The sequence below is a fragment of the Flavobacterium sp. FlaQc-28 genome (assembly GCF_044007415.1).
Classification (GTDB): Bacteria; Bacteroidota; Bacteroidia; order Flavobacteriales; family Flavobacteriaceae; genus Flavobacterium.
Genome location: NZ_JBIPCM010000002.1, coordinates 78,042 through 97,313, shown reverse-complemented (window position 1 = coordinate 97,313; position 19,272 = coordinate 78,042). Strand labels below are relative to the sequence as shown.

Sequence of the window (19,272 nt, the reverse complement as noted above, 5' to 3'; positions counted from 1 at the left end):
GTTTACTTAGATTAGCCTTTAATCACTAACTCCAAATAATTATAAAGAAAAGAACTAATCACCAAGGGCTAAGTACTAAAAACCTATTTAAAGTTTGAAATTCCTTCTTTCAGCCAGTGCAAATATTCATCTGCGCTTACATAACTAATTGTTGGTTTAGAAGCATTCAAATTATTTCCTTCTAAATCTGTAATTATATACAAAGGCTGTGTATTGGTTTTATATTTTGAGATCATAAAATCTGTCCATTTATCACCAACTGTAATAATTTTATCACCAGAAGCAGTTACAAATTGCTCCTCTTTTGGTAATTCACGTTTATCATCAACATATAAAGAGATCAAAACAACATCATTTTTTAAAATTGGCAGAATCGTTGGTTCAGACCAAACATTATTCTCCATCTTTCTACAGTTTACACAAGCATAACCAGTAAAATCTAACATAATTGGTTTGTTGATTGATTTTGCATATGCCAATCCATCTTCATAATCATGAAAAACCATAATTCCATGCGGTCCTAATTCAGCGCCTTCCGGCATTCCTTTTACAGCAGCTGTGCTATTATTCCCAGCTGATGAGTTTCCTCCTACACCAAATGGACTTTCGCTATATTGCGGCGGCGGTGGAAATGCACTAATTAATTTCAAAGGTGCTCCCCAAAGTCCTGGAATTAAATATACTGTAAACACAAGCGTAAGCAATCCTAAATACAATCTTCCTACTGAAATATGATGTAACGGACTATCATGCGGTAAGGTAATTTTTCCGAATAAGTACAAAGTCAAAGCCGCAAAAATAGCAATCCAAATCGCGATAAAAACTTCTCTTTCTAAAAAGTGTAACTGCAGCACCAAGTCCGCATTTGATAAAAATTTGAATGCCAAAGCCAATTCTAAGAATCCTAAAACAACTTTTACTGTATTTAACCATCCGCCAGATTTTGGCAATGAATTTAACCAACCTGGGAACATCGCAAACAACATAAATGGTAAAGCTAAAGCTGATGAGAAACCTAACATTCCAACGATTGGCGCAATTCCTCCGTTTGAAGCAGCCTCAACTAATAAAGTTCCAACAATTGGCCCCGTACAAGAGAATGATACAATTGCCAAAGCCAAAGCCATGAACAAAATTCCAATTATTCCTCCTCTATCAGCTTGCTGATCTGCTTTGTTTGCCCATGAATTTGGCAGCATAATTTCGAAAGCTCCCAAAAATGAAGTAGCAAAAATGATTAGGATTACAAAGAAAATCAAGTTAAACCATACATCTGTTGACAACGCATTTAAAGCATCTGCACCAAATATCTTAGTTACTATTAATCCTAAAATTACATAAATAGCAATAATCGAAAGTCCATATATTACAGCATTTCTAATTCCCTTTGCTCTGCTTTTACTTTGTTTTGTAAAAAAACTAACTGTCATTGGAATCATCGGGAAAACACAAGGCGTTAATAAAGCCGCAAATCCCGAGATAAAAGCAATAAAAAAGATTGACCACAAACTTCTTGCAGGAGCTGGTTTCTGTACATCATCAGCAGCTTCAGCAGCTGCATTATCAACTTTTGCTGGTTCTACTTTCTCAACTGCTGCTGTTTTACTTACCGTATCAACTGCTATTCCAGCTACTTTCGTTTCATCCAGTTTGGATTCTGCAACCGCAGGAACCTCATCCATTTTGAATGTTGAAGGAACTGCAATTGAGAATTTCTTGCTTGAATTGATACAAACCTCTTTACAAACCTGAAAATCAAAATCTACATCAACTGTTTTTAAGTTTGGGTTTATGATTTTTATTTCTTGCTCAATATGAGCTTTCCCTTCAAAAAAAGTTTCATTTACACCAAAAACATCATTAAAAGCCGTTTTCGTTTTACCTTCTTTTGCTTTTCCAACTAATTCGTAATTTCCTTTTTGATTTTTAAACGTAATTTCCAACGCAAGCGGCCCGCCGTCTGGCGTAAACTGCGAATACATATGCCAGTCTTTTTCGATAGTTCCATCAAAAATTAATACTGCATTGTTTCCTGATTTTTTTTCAATTTTTGCCGTCCATTTAACCGGCTCTAAAATTTGAGCATTACTTTTTGCAAAGGCAAAAATGAAAAACAGTAAAAATAAAATCGATTTGCTCCTGAAACTTTGTAGCATTCCTGCTTGATTAGATTGAGTAAAATTCATTATTGTAGTTCTATTTTAAGTATTTTATTTGAGGTATTTTTTATTCTAAAACGTTCATCCTGTCTAATGCCAATCACCCAGACTATTTTATCATCTGAACATAAAATCCAAGTTTGTTCCTTTTCAATTAGAGATAACTTTTCATCTTTAAAAAGCTTACTCACTTTTTTTGATTTTCCGTGCATTCCAAACGGATGAAAAACATCTCCTTCATTCCATTTACGCAAAACTAACGGGAATTGGATTTTATCGGCGTCCACAAATATAGTTCTATTTGAATCTATTGTTATGTGACCTACGTTACAAAGCTTTAACTTTAAGGGAAAATTAACTTCTTTTTCGTTTTCATTAATTTCAAACTGTTCCTTTTCTGACATTTCAGAAATGGGACTCAAAATTAAAATATCCCTATTTTTCAGCAGTCTAAACTCAGCCGAAAAAACTTGTTTCCCAGACTGCCCATTTACCAAATCATAAATATCATTCCACGCCAAAAAACCAAATTCATGAAGCCACTGGTACAAATAAGATTTATAATTGGGTAATTTTTTAAGTTTTTTTAAATCGAAATGAATATCCTCACCAGCCTCTTTTGCAACCTGCTGATAAATCATAATCGAAGCATCTTCAACCATAATCTGTGACTCCTGCAGATAAGACTGTGTTTTCTGAAAAGCATTTAAAAAGTTTGGATTGAGTTCTTTTAAAACTGGAACTAAATCATGACGAATTTTATTTCTCAGGTATTTATTAGATGCATTACTGCTGTCCTCGCGCCATTCGATCTTATTCTCTTCGGCATATTTCAAGATTTCTTCTCTCGAAAAAGGCAAAAGCGGTCGTATTATTTTATCATTTTGCTCTGGAATTCCGCTCAATCCATCCAATCCCGTTCCCCGAGACAAATTGATTATGAATGTTTCCAAATTATCATCAGCATGATGTGCTGTTAGAATATAATCGAAGTTTTTCTCTTCCAAAAGCTCATAAAACCAACTGTAGCGAAGTTCACGAGCGGCAACTTGTGTTGATAATTTGTAGTCTTTTGCAAAAGCTTCAGTATCAAATTGAGTTGTAAATACTGCTATATTGTTTTGATCACAATAATTTTCGACAAAAGTCTGATCTCCAAAACTTTCTAATCCGCGAAGCTGAAAATTACAATGAAGCACAGCAATTTCGTATGGCAGCTGTTTTAATAAATGCAACAATACCATACTATCTAAACCGCCGCTCACAGCAAGAAAAAGTTTTTTTTCTGCTAAAAATGGAAATCTTGAAACGATATGATTTTGAAATTTTGAAAACATTTGATAAAAGTAAAAAATTAAATTCGATCTATTTTTAAATGAAATGTTAAGCATTCTTTTTCGCCGCGAATTACACAAATTTGCACAAATTTTTTCCTTTCAATTGTAGGTGAAAAAATATAGCTACAGATATAAGAGATTAAAATGATTAAAAAATCTGTATAAATCTTTTCATCCCGATAGCTGTCGGGAGCGGAAAAAAAACAATTCGCGCAAATTCGTGTAATTTGTGGCTGACTAATCTACTGCAAAACTTCGTGCATTGCTTTAGCTTTCAACAAACATTCTTCGTATTCTTTTTCAGGGATTGATTGTGATGTTATAGCGCTTCCAACAGAAAAAGAAACATATTTATTCTCCTGATTATAAAAAATACTTCTAATTACAACATTGAAATCAAAATCACATTCGGGTGTAAAATAACCAACGGCACCGCTGTACAAACCACGCTTGGTTTCTTCTAAATTTTCAATAATTTTCATAACTGAAATCTTTGGCGCTCCGGTCATGCTTCCCATTGGAAAAGTCGTTTTTAAAACATCGACTGGTGAATATTGGGCATCTAATTTTGAAGTTATAGTCGAAATCATTTGATGCACCTGCAAAAACGAATATATTTTACACAACTCTGTAACTTTTACAGAGCCTTTTTGCGCGGTATGTGACAAATCGTTTCGAACCAAATCTGTAATCATAATGTTTTCGGCTCGTTCTTTTGCATCAGATTCTAGATACTCTTTTGATTTTTGATCTTCAATTGGATCTGAAAAACGTTTTGAAGTTCCTTTTATCGGCTGAGAAATAATATCCTCTCCAACTTTTTTAAGATATCTTTCTGGTGAAGCCGAAAGCAAATATTGCTTGTGATTTTTAAAGAATACTGAAAATGGCGCTTGCGAAATTTCATTTAGTTTTAGAAATTTTTCTAACGGATTTATAACAGCATTTTCACTGTAGAATTCCATACAAAAATTCGCTTCGTACATATCTCCAAGATGAATATGCTGTAACATTTTATTGACTTTTTCAACATATGACTCTTTAGAAATACGATGTTCAATTTTTAAAGGCACCCCACTTTCGTCTTTCGACTTTTGACTTTCGACTATATCCTTAAAATCATCCTCAATTTCATCATCACAAAGATGTAAATATTGAATTTCGAGCTGATTTTCTTTCAACAAAAATATTTTTTTTGGTTGAAAGAAAAATAAATCCGGAAAGTCTAACCCATCAAAATTATTGGATTTTAAATCTTCTATATCATTTTTCAAATCATAAGAAAGATAACCAAAAAGCCAGTCTTTGGTAGTTTGCTGATATTGTTTTAAATCATCAAACGCATTTTGAAAATCGGTTTTTAAAGAGGTAAAGGCATCCACAGCCAAAATAAAATCAAAGCTTGAATATTCCTGCGGATACAAATTGCTGTCTAGAAAAACGATCTCACGAAACTGCTGTGACCAGCTCATCAGCTGTTGTTTAAATTGGGCTGGATTGGAAATATGTTTATGAATTGAAACTCTCAAAGAAGTATGAATTTTAGGTTTCAAAATTACGACAAAAAAAATCCTTCGATATAAAGAATCCTTAAAAAAAAATGGCACACTTTTTAGTATATCGAATTAATGCTAATTATTAAACCTTTTCTTGCTATTTGATTAAAAAATTACTCGAAAAAAAACTTTAAAAGATTTATACCGATTTCTATAATCCTATAAATCTTCTAATCTAAAGCTAAAAAAGTCTGAAACACAGACTCATATTTTTATTAATCAAATTATATAACCTTTATGAAAACAATTGCAAAATTAGGATTGACTTCCTTGATTATTATTACGGTATTATTTTCTTGTAAAAAAGCAGATTATTCTTCTGGAGAATCTGCAGATTTAAAAATGGCAGCAGACAGCACTGTTGTTTCATCATCGGCAGCGGTCGAAAAGAAAGACAGCAAGCAAAAATTTATCCGAACGGCAGATATTAAATTCAAAGTCAAAAACGTCGTCAAATCTACTTATGCAATTGAAAATGCCACGCAAAAATTTGGAGGCTTTGTTACTTATACGAATTTACAAAGCAATATTCACGATCAGATCAAAACTAAAATCAGTCAGGATAGTACGCTTGAAACTACAAAGTATTCAGTAGAAAATAATATTACAATTCGAGTTCCTAATACACAACTGGATACGGTAATTAAGACAATTGCAAAGCAAATCGATTTTTTGGATTTTAGAATAATCAAAGCAGATGATGTTTCATTAAAATTATTAGCCAATAAACTTTCGCAAAAAAGAAGCAGTGTAAGCGAAAAAAGGATAGAAAAAGCAATTGATACTAAGGGTAAAAAAATAAACGATGTTATTGATGCCGAAAATACATTGGCAAATCAAAAGGAACAAAATGACAATAGTACGATTGAAAATTTATCGCTTGAAGATCAGGTTAATTTTAGCACAATTACATTACAGTTATACCAAAATGAAACCATAAAACAGGAAATCACTGCAGGCGAAAAAGATCCTTCTGACTATAAACCAAACCTAGGAATTCAGATTATTGATGCCTTAAAAAGCGGCTGGTTTATATTGCAGTCTATTTTAGTTTTCTTTGTCAATTTATGGCCATTTATTCTAATTGGCATAGCAGCATTCTTTATTTACAAAAAATACGGAAAGAAATAAGAAAAGTGTTAATAAAATAGCAATTTCGTAATGAAAAAATCGTTATATTTGATATAGCATTAAATTAATCTCAAAAACAGAATAATACTAATTGTTAAATTCTCAATAAAGTCTTATTTTATTACGCATACAACTTTATTTGAGAAATATAAATTTTGCATTTTCAGCACATAAATTATATCATTTTAACCTTTTAAAATCTTAAGTATTATGAAAATTGCTACTATTATTGTCCGCGTTTTAATCGGCCTGTTATTGCTGTTTGCCTCCATTTCATTTTTCTTTAAGCTGGCTCCAGAGCCAGAAACGACTGGCAACTTTAAGGCGTTTAATATGGGGTTAGTTGCTTCAACGTACTTGCTTCCATTGGCTAAAACAGTTGAATTGCTTTGCGGAATTTCGTTTGTGAGCGGCCGCTTTGTAACTTTAGCAAATATTATGATCCTTCCCATTACCATCAACATCTTGTTTATTAATTATTTTTTAACTCCTGAAAGCCTGCCAATAGCTGGATTACTTTTCTTGGGAAATTTATTTTTAATCTACAGATACTGGGATAATTATAAAACTGTTTTTACTCCTTGATTCATTTTTTATCTAAAAAAAATAAACCCGGAAGATTTAAAAACCTTCCGGGTTTATTTTTTCAGCCCGTTTTTCTTCATGTTTCACTCGAAAGAATACTTATATTTTAAACTTTCGCCGGCTGCAAGTGCACCTTTTAATCTAAAAAATTTATCCTTAATAAAAAGGACCAAAAATGAGACCCTGAGCATACCAACATTGTCCTTTTTGACAAACTCGGCTTTCCCGATGCTTTCTTCCCATTTGTCTTTTTTGACACTATAGTCCTAATTACTGACTTTTATGGTACTTTAATCATTCTTAGTATTATTTACAACAATTTTATGCTATTCTTGACTTTTAGAAAAAAAACTAATCTATTGTATTTATCACTAAAAACACCCCAATAAACACATTATCAGAATGATACCTCTAATTTACAAAAATTTCCTGACACTTAATGTTTTTTCGAGCATTAAAAAGCGTCTAAAAAAGCAAAAAAAAAGTTTCTTCTATATTATTAGAATATCCTTACTAAAACCTACATTTGGTTTACTAACTAACATATCTAAATGAAAATCCACCTATTCTTTATTCTCTTATTTTACACTTCTATTTCCAAATCTCAATCTATTCAATCTGTTGATTCATTAAACATTGAAATCTGTAAATCATTGATTCAAAATAAAAACTTGAATAATGAGATTAGAACAAATACAATGGAAAAATCGCACATATTTCCATACTTATCAAGATTTAATGATACAATAATTCAAAAAAAAGTATTTACTCAGATCTACTATCGATTACTAAAAAACTGTGATGAATTTAAAACTCTTTTCCCAGCCGAACCATTCTCAAATGGCTATGGCGAACAAAATACAGAACCAATAATTAACATATCTAAAGAACAATGTAATCATTTTGATAAAATTTCAAAATATTATTATTTTGAAAATGAGGGTAAAAAAGTAGAAGTTACTTTAAGTGCTGGTTTATGGATAGAAAAATTTGAAGACAATACGTATTCAAAATTATATTATAGAAAAAAGAGTAATTGTCAATTTGAATTAGAGTTTATTGAAAGTAATAACTTTTCCAGAGGAAATTTAAGCGTTAAAGGTGAAAAATATCTATATAAGATATTTAATGAAGAAAATGAAACATATAGTGTTTACATGAAAAACAAAGAAACCTATTATACTTTTAAAATAATGAGGCAATAAAAAAACCGTCAAAATTATTTTTTTGACGGTTTAAATATAATTTAAACGTAAAAAATTATACGTGTAAAGCTCTATTATCTGTTGCTGCCAACGCTGCTTCTTTTATTGCTTCAGCAAAAGTTGGGTGTGCATGGCTCATTCTTGAAATATCTTCAGCAGAAGCTTTAAATTCCATTGCAGTAACCGCTTCAGCAATTAAATCAGCTGTACGAGCACCAATCATGTGAACTCCTAATACCTCATCTGTTTTTTCATCAGCAAGGATTTTTACGAATCCGTCTAAATCAGCACTTGCTCTTGCACGTCCTAACGCTTTAAATGGGAAACTTCCTGATTTGTAAGCTACTCCTGCCGCTTTCAATTGCTCTTCAGTTTGTCCAACTGCAGCAACTTCTGGCCAAGTGTAAACGACACCAGGAATTAAGTTATAATCGATATGTGGTTTTTGACCCGCTAAGATTTCAGCAACCATAGTTCCTTCTTCTTCTGCTTTGTGTGCTAACATTGCTCCACGAACAACATCTCCAATTGCATAAATATTAGGAACGTTTGTTTGTAAATGATCGTTTACTTCAACTTGTCCTCTATCAGAAATTTTTACTCCAGCTTTGTCAGCGTTTAATCCGTCTGTGTAAGGACGACGACCAACAGAAACTAATGAATAATCTCCCTCTAGAGTGATTGTTTCTCCTTTTGCGTTTTCAGCTTGAACTGTAACAGCATCGCCGTTTCTTTCAACTGATTTTACTTTGTGAGAAACATAGAATTTCATTCCTTGTTTTTTCAACACTTTAGTTAATTCTTTTGAAAGAGAACCATCCATTCCAGGAATAATTCTGTCCATGAATTCTACTACAGAAACCTGAGCTCCTAAACGAAGGTAAACTTGTCCAAGCTCAATTCCGATAACACCGCCGCCAATAATAACTAAATGTTTTGGAACTTCTTTTAAAGCCAAAGCCTCAGTAGAAGTGATGATTCTTTCTTTATCAATTTTGATGAATGGTAAAGAAGATGGTTTTGATCCTGTAGCAATTACAGTATATTTTGCTTCAATCGTTTCAGATGTTCCGTCTGCTTTTGCAACTGAAATATGTGTTGCATCTACAAAAGAACCTAAACCATTAAAAACAGTAATTTTATTTTTATCCATTAAATAGTTCACACCACCCGAAGTTTGATCTACAACGGCTTGTTTGCGGGCGATCATTTTCTCTAAATTGATTTTTACATCGCCAGAAACTTCGATTCCGTGATCTGCGAAATGTTTAATTTCTGCATAATGGTGAGAAGAAGCTAATAATGCTTTTGAAGGAATACAACCTACGTTAAGGCAAGTTCCGCCTAATGAATTATATTTTTCTACAATTGCAGTTTTGAAACCTAATTGTGCGCAACGAATTGCTGATACATATCCTCCAGGACCTGAACCTATAATGACTACGTCAAATGAACTCATAGTATTTTGTTTTTATTTTAGCGGTTACAAAATTAAGGAATAAAGTTTTGTTTAAAGTTTAAATTTCAATGTTTTTTGTGTGAAATTTTGGGGTTACGTTTTACCGCTAGGAACGCTAAGAATTACGCAAAGGTTCGCTAAAGTTTTTTAGAAACATGGAATTTTGCTCACGGAGACACAAAGTCGCAAAAGTTTCTTTTTGTTTCTTCTCTTTTTCATTCTTTGTAAAGCACCGTAAAATCTTTCTCTTAATTATTGTCCTTACTTGATCTTCTCATATTACATCATAAATTATCAAAACATATTGAATTGCTTTGACATGCGAGAAATAACTCTATTTTTGTAATATATTGCTTCTAAAAATTAATATGTAAAAGCACAAATAAAACATCTAGCTAATATAGTTGCTTAGAACAAAACTGAATAAATTTATGCACACATGTTTATGAGTTATGAATTACTTTACAGCTACTTAAATGAAAAATAAACTTTTGATTACAGCCCAAATTTCGATAATGCTATTCGCTTGCGGGTAAAACGAATTAGAAATAAAATCATAAAATGAACAAGAAAACAATCCGAGAAATATTGAATGGTATTTCAATCGAAACAGAAGAGGCGCTGTTCAAAATTTCAGATAAAATATTCATTGAAGAGTCTATTGAAGAAATAAAAAATAAAACAACACTCGAAGCATTCACAATTTTTATTGGAGTTCAAACAATTGGCTGTTGGAAATCGGGTGGCTGGGCAATTGAGATTTTTGGAAATTATCCGGAAATTGTTCCATATATTCCAAGTGTAATGAAAAGTTTGCAATTAGAAAATGTAGCCAAGCTTGTCGAAAAAACAATCCATTTATTTCCTGAGGAAACAGACTTTACAAAGAATGACCAAGACTATTGTGATGTAATTAATTTTCTGGAGGGACACGACCGATTTATTAAAAATAAAGAAAAATTCGAGAAATATTCTTCTGAAGAAAAATCTCAAATTCGGGAAAATTATCGCAATGCAATAGAAAAACTTGAAAAAGAAGTAGATCAAATTTGGGGATATAACGCACCAAATCAAGAAGGATGGGGAAATATTATATACTTCTTAAAAAATAATCTTAATGTAAAAATTTGGAAAGAGTAAAAACATGAAAAACCGAATAATTATAGTCTTTTTTTTATTGACAATTGTTTCTTGTATTTCTATAAAAGGCAAAAAAGAACTGATGTCGCTAAACAATATTGGGGACTCGAACACTTTGAGAAAAGACGGCTACTATTATACAGAGAGTTATGTTAAAACAAATCCGTATTACAGAAATGAATATGGTGGTTATGTTAGAGATTCCACAAAAACCTTTTACCAAGTCCGAATTTCTACACTAGCCTTAAAAGAAAATGGTTCTGCAATGAAATTAGGTTCATATTCTGGAATGCAAGACAATCTTGCGTATAATTTTGGAATTAAATGTGATTTACCAGATAACAATACTTTGGAAAGTGCATTTGAACATTTTCAATGTTATTTAACTGAATTGAAAAATAAGAATTTATTTTTTTTGAATTCCAAGGCAGAAATTTGGGATCAAGGAATATATAAAATTGAAAATAATGCTATTACAATTCAAATTTTCTACAATACCATTGGTGATTACAATTTATATGAAGAAACAGGAATAATTAAAAATGATTCCACCTTTGTTCTGACCAATGCAACAGACTTTCAAACAGGAAAAAAGCATGAAATAAATAAAGTATACAAATTCAAAAAAATGAAAAACTTTCCTGATATTGACAACTATGTATTGAAAAACAAAAAGAAGTTTAGTAAAAACTAGATCTATCAGCTGCTACAACAGATCTGGCAAATTTGAAAATAGCACCTAATTTAGTCCTAAATCCCCTGTAGTAAATAGATACTATGCCCAATTATAAAAATGACAACATAATGACAATTAAAAAAAATTTAGCACTACTCATTCTGATAATTTCTAACTTGACAACTTTTGCTCAAGACCAAATAACTAGAGAGCTAAAAACTTTAAATGACAATAACGAATTCGATAAAATTATCGAACAGCACGCTTCTAAATCTTTAGACTATTCTGCAAAATCATTGTATTATATTGGACTAGCTTATTACATGAAAGAAGACGATAGTAATTGCATCAAGTTTATGAATTTATCCATAGACAAAGACTCAAAAGACCCTGCATCATTTTACATTAAGGCATCCACTTTAAATTATATGCAGAAATATGATGAAGCTGTAAAAAATTTTCAATCCGCAATTAATTTAAAATCGGATGATGCCGAATTTTATAGTGGACTTGGTGATTCCTATTATAATTTAAAAAAATTAGATTTAGCTTTAGAAGCATACAAAAAGGCAACAGAACAAAAGAATTGCCCTGCTAGACCTTATTCATTTGTCGCTCAAATTTATTCTGATCAAAAAAATAACGATAAAGCTTTAGAGGCATTTTACATAGCAAAATCAAAAATTGATACAAAATCTAATTCATACATAAATGCATTGTTCAACATCGGACTTCTTGAATCTCTAAAAGGCAACTATGATAAAGCAGAACCCGCCTTTGTTGAACTTTTGCAATTAGACCCAACAGACTATCACACTTACGCTAAACTTATTCAAATATATTATAATAGAAAAGAGTATGACAAAGCAAAACCATATAAAGACAAATTGTATGAGGCTCACAAGAAAAATCAGCTTAAAGATAATTTGAAAGATATGTTTTGCTACGACCAATTTAAATGGAATGACAAATTAATCCAAGCTTTCGAAAGATACCAAGAAGACTCTAAAGATGTATACAACAAACATTTGTTTTATATTATAAATCAAGATGATAAAATTGAATATCGTATTCAAACAGAATATTCTCCAATTTCAGTAGAGCGAGATGGAACAAAGTATTTACTCTGCCGAACAAAAGGAGATACACATTCTACATTCAACATTGGCTTTAACGAGAACTTCAAATATGATGATTTGAAGAAAAGTGTAATTGAGGTTCTTGAAGAAAAAGTAAAACCGACAGCAACATCAAGACCAACTAAATAAGCAGAATAACTGAACATAACAGCTATTACAACGGATTTGGTAATTGATTAAATGGAAAGTTGATTTCAATTTGGCAAATCCAAAAACAGAGCTTAATTTAGTCCAAAACCAACTATAATGAGGAGTCGTAGATAATTATTAAGAACCATAAATAAACAGATTAAACTATTATGAAAAGACTTTTATTGATTTTATTAATTTCCTTATCAGGAAATATCTTTGCTCAATCGGAACCACAGAACTTGTTGGACAATTTTTTTAAGACCTACGAAAAAGATGCAGGAAAAGCTATAAAAGATTTATACGCATCAAACAAATGGACAGAACGAGCAAAAGATGACATTGATAAAATTATTGGAACAGTAAATGGTTTTACAGAAAATTACATGGGGAAGTATAATGGATATGAAATTATCACAACTAAAAAATTCTCTGAAAGTTTTATTCTATACTCATATCTCGTAAAATATGATAGGCAACCTATTAGATTCATATTTAAATTTTACAAACCAAGTACCAAATGGGTACTATATTCATATGCTCTTGATGACAGTTTAGATGCTGAAATCCAAGAAGCGGCTAAACTTTATTATTTAGATTTAGACAAAAAGTAGCTGCCTACAACAGCTAACGCAATGGCTTTAGGAAATAGACTTTATTTACTCCCAAACCTTCTTAAGTACCAGAATGTTATATACAATATCTCAAAAATTAAACACAAAAAACAATCCTTAAATAACATCTTTTAAAAATGACATTAAATAAAATAAATATTATACATTTCATTTTACTTTTATCAGGGCTAAACATCTGTTACGCTCAAGAACAGCTTCAAAAACCATTAAAAGGTTTAGTCAAAGTTGATGACGGTTATATAATTGGACTTACTAAATATGAAAACACAATTGAATGTTATGCTACAGATTCACTAAAGACAACTATTCCTGTCAAAAATTTAAATGCTGCCGTAAGTTTTATATACACTGATGAAACATATAAATTCCAAAATGACTTAAAAAAAGGAAAAAATAATGTATTCGTAGCCGATATTCCCACGGAAAAAACAATAAATTTTATTGCAATAGTGCTAAGAATAAAAGGAAAATTATATACCGCATATTTCCCATATCCTAAAAATTCTAAAATTGAAGAAAAATAAAGCCTAGGTTAACCTAAATTATTGCACCAGGTACTCGAAAATATAAAGCATTGTGCATAACAGCTACAACGATGAATTTGGGCAATAAGCTCAATGGAAAGTTGGTTTTGCATTTGAATAATTGCTTCATCTGTTCGCTATCGCTCAAGTCTCCTTTCGATCGAAATAACATAAAATGCACCAAGACTGGAAACCTAAAATCAAAAACATTTGAGTCTCTCAAAAAGAAATCACTGTTGAATTCTTGACCTCACTAATCATAAAAGTACTCTGCGTACTTCCAATATGTTGTAATGAAGTCAGTTTTGTAACCAAAAATTCTCGGTACGCTTCCATATCTTTTACTAATACCTTCAGGATATAATCATAATCGCCGCTTACGTGATGACATTCTAGAACTTCATTGAGTTTGATAACTTCGCTTTCGAATTTGGTTAGAAATTCTTTTGTATGCTGAATAAGTTTTAAATGACAGAAAACTACAAATCCTTTTTCTATTTTAGATTTATCGACTAGAGCTGCATAGCTTTTAATTATTCCTTCGCGCTCCAGCTTTTTTATCCTTTCGTATACTGCTGTTACTGAAAGATTAAGTTTCATGGATAACTCTTTGTTGGTTTGCTTGCTGTCAGTTTGTAATAAAACTAAAAGCTTTTTATCTACGGCGTCTAAAATCATGATTTCAGTTTGATGGTTAATTGTTGAAATGAAAAAAAATCTATTGAGTTACTTTTTTTGCATCAAATTTAGATTAAAAATCATAACAAATACATTTTTATAGTTTTAAAAACTAAACACAAAGACAAGTATTGATTAATAATCTAAATAGATCTTATTTTGAACAGAATTTCTTTTGAAAATGAGTTTTCTACCCCTAATCCAAGCGATATCACTTCGATCAGGAATCAGCTCCTAAACAAATTGAATCAACAATAAACCATTAACTAATGAAAGACTTTAACCCAGCAGATAAAATACAGGATTTACAATACTTTGGTGAATTTGGAGGCGTAAATCCGTCGATTTCTGATTCTTCAACTTATACTTTTCTTTCGGCTAAAACGATGTTTGACACTTTTGAAGGAAACATGGAAGGCTGTTATTTGTATTCTCGTCATTCTTCACCTAGTAATTTATATTTAGATCAGGCTTTGGCAGCAATGGAAGGAACAGAAACTGCAAATGTTTCGGCTTCAGGAATGGGAGCTATCACGCCTACTCTATTGCAATTATGCGGTGCAGGCGATCATATTGTTTCGAGCAGAACGATTTATGGCGGAACTTACGCTTTCTTGAAAAACTTTACACCAAGATTCGGAATTGAAACAAGCTTTGTTGACATTACAAAACTAGATGTCGTTGAGGCTGCAATTACGCCAAAAACGAAAGTTTTATATTGTGAAACCGTTAGTAACCCATTATTAGAAGTTGCTGATATTACAGGTTTGGCTAAGATTGCTAAAAAACATAATCTGAAATTGGTAGTTGATAATACGTTTTCGCCATTATCAGTTTCACCTGCAAAATTAGGTGCTGATATTGTCATTCATAGTTTAACGAAATACATTAATGGAAGCAGTGATACTGTTGGCGGCGTGACTTGCGCATCGAAAGAATTTATTAATGCTTTGAAAAATGTAAATTCTGGAGCAAGTATGCTTTTAGGCCCTACAATGGACAGTTTACGTTCTGCAAGTGTGATGAAAAATCTGCGCACACTTCATATCCGAATTAAACAGCACAGTCATAATGCACATTTTCTAGCCGATCAATTTGAAAAAGACGGTTTAAAAACGGTTTATCCAGGGTTAAAAAGCCATCCGAGTCATGAATTATACAAGACCATGATAAACCCAGAATACGGCTTTGGCGGTATGCTGACAATTGATGTTGGTTCTTTGGCAAAAGCCAACGAATTAATGGAATTAATGCAGACTCGAAATTTAGGCTATTTGGCGGTAAGTTTAGGCTTTTACAAAACATTGTTTAGCGCGCCGGGAACTTCAACTTCAAGTGAAATTCCGTTAGAAGAACAACAAGAAATGGGATTGACAGATGGTTTAATTCGTTTTTCTATTGGATTAGATAACGACATTGAGCGTACTTACGAAATGATGAAGGCCTGCATGATTGAACTTGGGGTTTTATAAATTTGAAACAATTCTTTATAAATAAATTTGCACGATTTTTTTTTAGCTTGTTTGAATCCGCAGGAGATTTTTCTCTATGCGGATTTTTTTTGCTAAAAAACAAGTCCTGCATTCTCGGGTAAAAATAAAAAAAACCGTTCTGAAAATTTCAGAACGGTTTTCTATCTTAATCTTGTTCAAAATGTTTAAAAGACTGCCAGTATTTATCTTTATACAGCTCGTAACTTATTTTAAAATCGCCGCTGTATTTTTTTATTAACTCGTCTGCCGTCTTTGAAGGATTTCTAAAGTCTTTACACGCAAAAAAGAGTTCTCTTTTGTTGTTTGCTGTTTCTCTTCCTATATTTAAATATCCCTCAAAATCTGGTAAATAATTTATTATTTCTTCTTCAATTTCTTCTAATCTATTATTAGTTTTCCCGTCTGGCAATCCTCCATTATCACAGTCCTCAAATTCAAGTGCAAGAATAAAAACCCACGGATGCGACGCTTTTTTATCCCATTTTAAAAGGGTTGTATTTATTAAAGCCAATACGATTCCGCCATCTTTACGTTTTCCTTCAAAATTGGTATAACCATCATTTTCCGTGTTATGTCTTATTCCTTCGTATTTCTCGACAAATTCTTTCTCTCTCCAAATCAAATAATCGCTTAATTTTTCAATAGGAATTAACTCTTCTGAAACTTCACCATTTCCTATAACTTTTAAATTATCGATTAGTGTAACTGAATGCATTTCGCCCAAATAGTTGTCTAAAAAAATATGAACACCGTTTGTTACAGCAGCCTTTTTTTCTTCGCTGTAATCATCATACACAATCGTTAAATCTATTTCATCTGGATAGCTTTTATGTATGTTGGGATAAAATTTCAAATTGTCTTTATTGAATTCAAAATTCTCATACTTAATCCCTACATCTTTAATATCGCAGGCTGGTTTAAGTGCAGTAAATTTCCAACCGTTGATCTTGGGAGCTGTCTCAACTAACTCTTCAATAATATAGATATTTCTTAATGCTCCGTCAGGTGTTAGAATCAACTCAGCTGTTTGATCATCGCACATTCCTGTCAAAAAATAAATTCCAGAATGAATTTCTTCCAGTTTTGGTGCCAGTTTATCAAAGAAACCTATATGAATATTTTCTCCGTTTTGAACGATTTTAAAAAACTCTTTTTCCTGTTTTAAAAACCAGTTCCAAAAATCGCTGCAGGATTCTATTTTTACTTCTTTTCTACCTAATATATTCTTTAAAAAACTCATTTATAATAAAAACAATTTAAATTTTACAACAGAACAAACCTAAGAAAAAACTTTCGTAAACAGGACGATATTTTTATAAAAAAGCCATAAAAAAAACCGTTTTGAGATTTTATTCAAAACGGTTTTTTTTATAATTTTCAGCTTCTAATTTATGCCTCTGTTACATTCAGTTTACTATTTTTTCTACTGTAAGTAAAGTAAATCAATAATCCTATCAGCAACCAAATTGTAAAATAAATCCAGTTCCAAACACTTAATTCAGCCATCATATAAAGACAGCAGATTAATCCTAAAAGCGGGATTAAAGACAGGTTCTTTCTAAATGCCCAAACGGCTAATCCAACTAAAACAAAAAGGAAAATCCACATTGGAATTTTATGTTTAAATAAACTAATCCCTGATTCGTATTTTAAAGAATCTGCAATAGGCATTCCTTTTACAACTTCGGCATATTTTGCATCATCATCTTGATATTGACTTAGTAAATGTTCTAAATCTGAGGTTTCAGACGTTTTATTATCAACATCAATGCTTTCTAAATAATTGAATACTTTTTCAGATTCACCTTTATTTAAAGACGTAATAATAGTTGTTGCATCGTTTATTTGTGTTTCATTTTTAATAAAGGCCATTGTTGCTTTATTATTAAAAGCAAAAGAATAATACAGTCCTGCAATTATTGCCAATGGCAAAATGAACTTTGCGTTGATATAAGGAGTTTTGAATTTTCCTCTCGGAATATCTGTTTTATCTTGTAATACTAAAACTCCTGCACAAACTAATACAAAGGCAAACAAAGTTCCAATACTACATAAATCAGTCACCATTGTCAGGTTCAAAAACAAAGCGGGAACTGCAACCACAAAACCAGTTACTACTGTGGCAAATGATGGTGTTTTGAATTTTGGATGAACTTTAGAGAATTTCTTTGGTAATAAACCATCACGGCTCATACTCATCCAGATACGAGGCTGACCCATTTGAAAAACCAATAAAACACTTGCCATTGCTACTACTGCACTTACTGCAATAATTCCTGACATCCATTTTAAGTCTAATTTTTCGAAAACAAATGCTAATGGATCTCCAACATTTAATTCGTTATAACGAACCATTCCTGTTAAAACTAAAGCAATCGCTATATATAAAATGGTACAAATAATAATGGCCCACATCATACCTCGAGGTAAATCGCGCTGCGGATTTTTACATTCTTCGGCAGTTGTAGAAATGGCATCAAAACCAATATAAGCAAAGAAAACTGCCGATACTCCTTTTAATACACCACTAACTCCATTTGGAGCAAACGGATCCCAATTTGCTGTATCTACATAAAATGCTCCAACTGCAATGACTAAAAGAACGACACACAGTTTTACAACTACCATTAAGTTACTGGCATTACGAGACTCTTTCATTCCTCTATAAACCAAAGCTGTAATCAAAATAATAATAAATAAAGCTGGAATATCAGTTACAAAATGAAATGATCCTATAGTTGGCGCCGTTGTCCAAGCAGTGTGTGCTGCCTGCAATGCGGTACTTAAATTTTCGAATGATTTTCCGCCTCGCATTAACGCTTCGGCATCTTTAAAGCCATTTGAGGCCGTTAAATAATCCATCTGAATCCATTGCGGTAAATGAATCCCGCCGCTCTGGAGAAGTCCTGTAAAATAATCACTCCAAGATATGGCGACAGTTATATTTCCTACAGCATATTCCATGATTAACGCCCAGCCAATTATCCAAGCAATAATTTCACCAAATGCAACATAAGAATACGTATAAGCGCTTCCAGAAACTGGAACCATTGAAGCAAATTCAGCGTAAGCAAAAGCCGCAAAACTACAGGCTAAAGCAGTAAATAAAAATAGAAAAATTACAGCAGGACCGCCATCTGCACTGGCTTTTCCGATGGTACTGAAAATCCCTGCTCCTACAATAGCTGCAATACCAAACGCGGTTAAATCTCTTGTGGTCAAATGCTTTCCTAATGCATCATGACCATCTGATTCGTTCTTTGCAACCTGCTTCAGAATATCTTGTACCGTTTTTTTTCGGAATAAACCTGATAATGCCATATATGGATTTACTTTTTAAATTAATTTATAGTAGTGATTATGCTTTTATTTTGCAAATAATGCAATTTTTATCGTGATTTCAAATATATAAAACGATTTTATTTT

Annotated in this window: 16 protein-coding genes; 9 read left to right on the top strand and 7 right to left on the bottom strand. The window is 31.9% G+C overall.

Going from position 1 to position 19,272, the window contains the following annotated elements; all coding sequences use genetic code 11:
* Positions 1–83: 83 nt before the first annotated feature.
* The 3 genes from ACHRVL_RS06290 to ACHRVL_RS06280 form a co-directional block, all read right to left on the bottom strand.
* Entirely contained in the window at positions 84–2,186 is a 2,103-nt protein-coding gene (locus tag ACHRVL_RS06290) for a cytochrome c biogenesis protein CcdA (protein ID WP_395411204.1), read from the bottom strand.
* Positions 2,186–3,496: a tRNA lysidine(34) synthetase TilS gene (gene tilS, locus ACHRVL_RS06285; RefSeq protein ID WP_395411202.1), complete on the bottom strand. Its 1,311-nt coding sequence runs from the start codon at positions 3,494–3,496 to the stop codon at positions 2,186–2,188. Before tilS ends, ACHRVL_RS06290 begins: the two co-directional genes overlap by 1 nt.
* A 242-nt stretch (positions 3,497–3,738) precedes the next feature.
* Entirely contained in the window at positions 3,739–5,025 is a 1,287-nt protein-coding gene (locus ACHRVL_RS06280) for an anthranilate synthase component I family protein (protein ID WP_395411199.1), read from the bottom strand.
* A 264-nt stretch (positions 5,026–5,289) separates the two neighbouring features.
* On the opposite strand from ACHRVL_RS06280, the gene ACHRVL_RS06275 reads away from it, so the two are divergent.
* The 3 genes from ACHRVL_RS06275 (at position 5,290) to ACHRVL_RS06265 (ending at position 7,973) form a co-directional block, all read left to right on the top strand.
* Positions 5,290–6,183 carry a DUF4349 domain-containing protein gene (locus ACHRVL_RS06275; protein ID WP_395411198.1) on the top strand — a complete coding sequence of 298 codons (894 nt, stop codon included), beginning with the start codon at positions 5,290–5,292 and terminating at the stop codon, positions 6,181–6,183.
* Positions 6,184–6,393: 210 nt separating this feature from the next.
* Positions 6,394–6,768 carry a DoxX family membrane protein gene (locus ACHRVL_RS06270; protein ID WP_089054599.1) on the top strand — a complete coding sequence of 125 codons (375 nt, stop codon included), beginning with the start codon at positions 6,394–6,396 and terminating at the stop codon, positions 6,766–6,768.
* Positions 6,769–7,466: 698 nt separating this feature from the next.
* Complete coding sequence (locus ACHRVL_RS06265) at positions 7,467–7,973, top strand: hypothetical protein (protein ID WP_395411196.1); 507 nt, start codon at positions 7,467–7,469, stop codon at positions 7,971–7,973.
* A 55-nt stretch (positions 7,974–8,028) separates the two neighbouring features.
* Here ACHRVL_RS06265 and lpdA read toward each other — a convergent pair whose 3' ends face one another.
* Positions 8,029–9,432: a dihydrolipoyl dehydrogenase gene (gene lpdA, locus ACHRVL_RS06260; RefSeq protein WP_089054597.1), complete on the bottom strand. Its 1,404-nt coding sequence runs from the start codon at positions 9,430–9,432 to the stop codon at positions 8,029–8,031.
* 561 nt (positions 9,433–9,993) lie between these two features.
* Here lpdA and ACHRVL_RS06255 point away from each other — a divergent pair.
* The 5 genes from ACHRVL_RS06255 to ACHRVL_RS06235 all read left to right on the top strand — a co-directional run bounded on the left by ACHRVL_RS06255 (position 9,994) and on the right by ACHRVL_RS06235 (position 13,675).
* Positions 9,994–10,572, top strand: coding sequence for a hypothetical protein (locus tag ACHRVL_RS06255; protein ID WP_395411193.1), 579 nt, complete (start codon positions 9,994–9,996; stop codon positions 10,570–10,572).
* Between the two features lie 4 nt (positions 10,573–10,576).
* A complete protein-coding gene (locus ACHRVL_RS06250; RefSeq protein ID WP_089054595.1) occupies positions 10,577–11,266 on the top strand; it encodes a hypothetical protein in 690 nt (229 codons plus the stop codon).
* A 110-nt stretch (positions 11,267–11,376) separates the two neighbouring features.
* Entirely contained in the window at positions 11,377–12,516 is a 1,140-nt protein-coding gene (locus ACHRVL_RS06245) for a tetratricopeptide repeat protein (protein WP_395411191.1), read from the top strand.
* A gap of 170 nt (positions 12,517–12,686) precedes the next feature.
* Positions 12,687–13,130, top strand: coding sequence for a hypothetical protein (locus tag ACHRVL_RS06240; protein ID WP_395411190.1), 444 nt, complete (start codon positions 12,687–12,689; stop codon positions 13,128–13,130).
* A gap of 137 nt (positions 13,131–13,267) precedes the next feature.
* On the top strand, positions 13,268–13,675 hold the full coding sequence (locus ACHRVL_RS06235; protein ID WP_395411188.1) for a hypothetical protein: 408 nt from the start codon (positions 13,268–13,270) through the stop codon (positions 13,673–13,675).
* Between the two features lie 219 nt (positions 13,676–13,894).
* Here the strand turns inward: ACHRVL_RS06235 and ACHRVL_RS06230 are convergent, their stop codons facing one another.
* Positions 13,895–14,353 (bottom strand): Lrp/AsnC family transcriptional regulator, encoded by a 459-nt coding sequence (locus ACHRVL_RS06230; protein WP_395411186.1) that lies wholly within the window; start codon positions 14,351–14,353, stop codon positions 13,895–13,897.
* A gap of 269 nt (positions 14,354–14,622) precedes the next feature.
* Between ACHRVL_RS06230 and ACHRVL_RS06225 the strand changes: the two genes are divergently transcribed.
* Positions 14,623–15,825 carry an aminotransferase class I/II-fold pyridoxal phosphate-dependent enzyme gene (locus ACHRVL_RS06225; RefSeq protein WP_395411183.1) on the top strand — a complete coding sequence of 401 codons (1,203 nt, stop codon included), beginning with the start codon at positions 14,623–14,625 and terminating at the stop codon, positions 15,823–15,825.
* Positions 15,826–15,991: 166 nt separating this feature from the next.
* On the opposite strand, the gene ACHRVL_RS06220 is transcribed toward ACHRVL_RS06225, so the two are convergent.
* Positions 15,992–17,086: a DUF695 domain-containing protein gene (locus ACHRVL_RS06220; protein WP_395411181.1), complete on the bottom strand. Its 1,095-nt coding sequence runs from the start codon at positions 17,084–17,086 to the stop codon at positions 15,992–15,994.
* Between the two features lie 149 nt (positions 17,087–17,235).
* Entirely contained in the window at positions 17,236–19,167 is a 1,932-nt protein-coding gene (locus tag ACHRVL_RS06215) for an amino acid permease (RefSeq protein WP_395411179.1), read from the bottom strand.
* Positions 19,168–19,272 lie beyond the last annotated feature (105 nt).

What these genes read in the sequence shown, in the direction of transcription:
- ACHRVL_RS06290 (WP_395411204.1), bottom strand. Translation starts at nt 2,186, where the DNA reads ATGAATTTTACTCAATCTAATCAAGCAGGAATGCTACAAAGTTTCAGG.
- tilS (WP_395411202.1), bottom strand. Translation starts at nt 3,496, where the DNA reads ATGTTTTCAAAATTTCAAAATCATATCGTTTCAAGATTTCCATTTTTA.
- ACHRVL_RS06275 (WP_395411198.1), top strand. Translation starts at nt 5,290, where the DNA reads ATGAAAACAATTGCAAAATTAGGATTGACTTCCTTGATTATTATTACG.
- ACHRVL_RS06270 (WP_089054599.1), top strand. Translation starts at nt 6,394, where the DNA reads ATGAAAATTGCTACTATTATTGTCCGCGTTTTAATCGGCCTGTTATTG.
- ACHRVL_RS06265 (WP_395411196.1), top strand. Translation starts at nt 7,467, where the DNA reads ATGGAAAAATCGCACATATTTCCATACTTATCAAGATTTAATGATACA.
- lpdA (WP_089054597.1), bottom strand. Translation starts at nt 9,432, where the DNA reads ATGAGTTCATTTGACGTAGTCATTATAGGTTCAGGTCCTGGAGGATAT.
- ACHRVL_RS06255 (WP_395411193.1), top strand. Translation starts at nt 9,994, where the DNA reads ATGAACAAGAAAACAATCCGAGAAATATTGAATGGTATTTCAATCGAA.
- ACHRVL_RS06250 (WP_089054595.1), top strand. Translation starts at nt 10,577, where the DNA reads ATGAAAAACCGAATAATTATAGTCTTTTTTTTATTGACAATTGTTTCT.
- ACHRVL_RS06245 (WP_395411191.1), top strand. Translation starts at nt 11,377, where the DNA reads ATGACAATTAAAAAAAATTTAGCACTACTCATTCTGATAATTTCTAAC.
- ACHRVL_RS06240 (WP_395411190.1), top strand. Translation starts at nt 12,687, where the DNA reads ATGAAAAGACTTTTATTGATTTTATTAATTTCCTTATCAGGAAATATC.
- ACHRVL_RS06235 (WP_395411188.1), top strand. Translation starts at nt 13,268, where the DNA reads ATGACATTAAATAAAATAAATATTATACATTTCATTTTACTTTTATCA.
- ACHRVL_RS06230 (WP_395411186.1), bottom strand. Translation starts at nt 14,353, where the DNA reads ATGATTTTAGACGCCGTAGATAAAAAGCTTTTAGTTTTATTACAAACT.
- ACHRVL_RS06225 (WP_395411183.1), top strand. Translation starts at nt 14,623, where the DNA reads ATGAAAGACTTTAACCCAGCAGATAAAATACAGGATTTACAATACTTT.
- ACHRVL_RS06220 (WP_395411181.1), bottom strand. Translation starts at nt 17,086, where the DNA reads ATGAGTTTTTTAAAGAATATATTAGGTAGAAAAGAAGTAAAAATAGAA.
- ACHRVL_RS06215 (WP_395411179.1), bottom strand. Translation starts at nt 19,167, where the DNA reads ATGGCATTATCAGGTTTATTCCGAAAAAAAACGGTACAAGATATTCTG.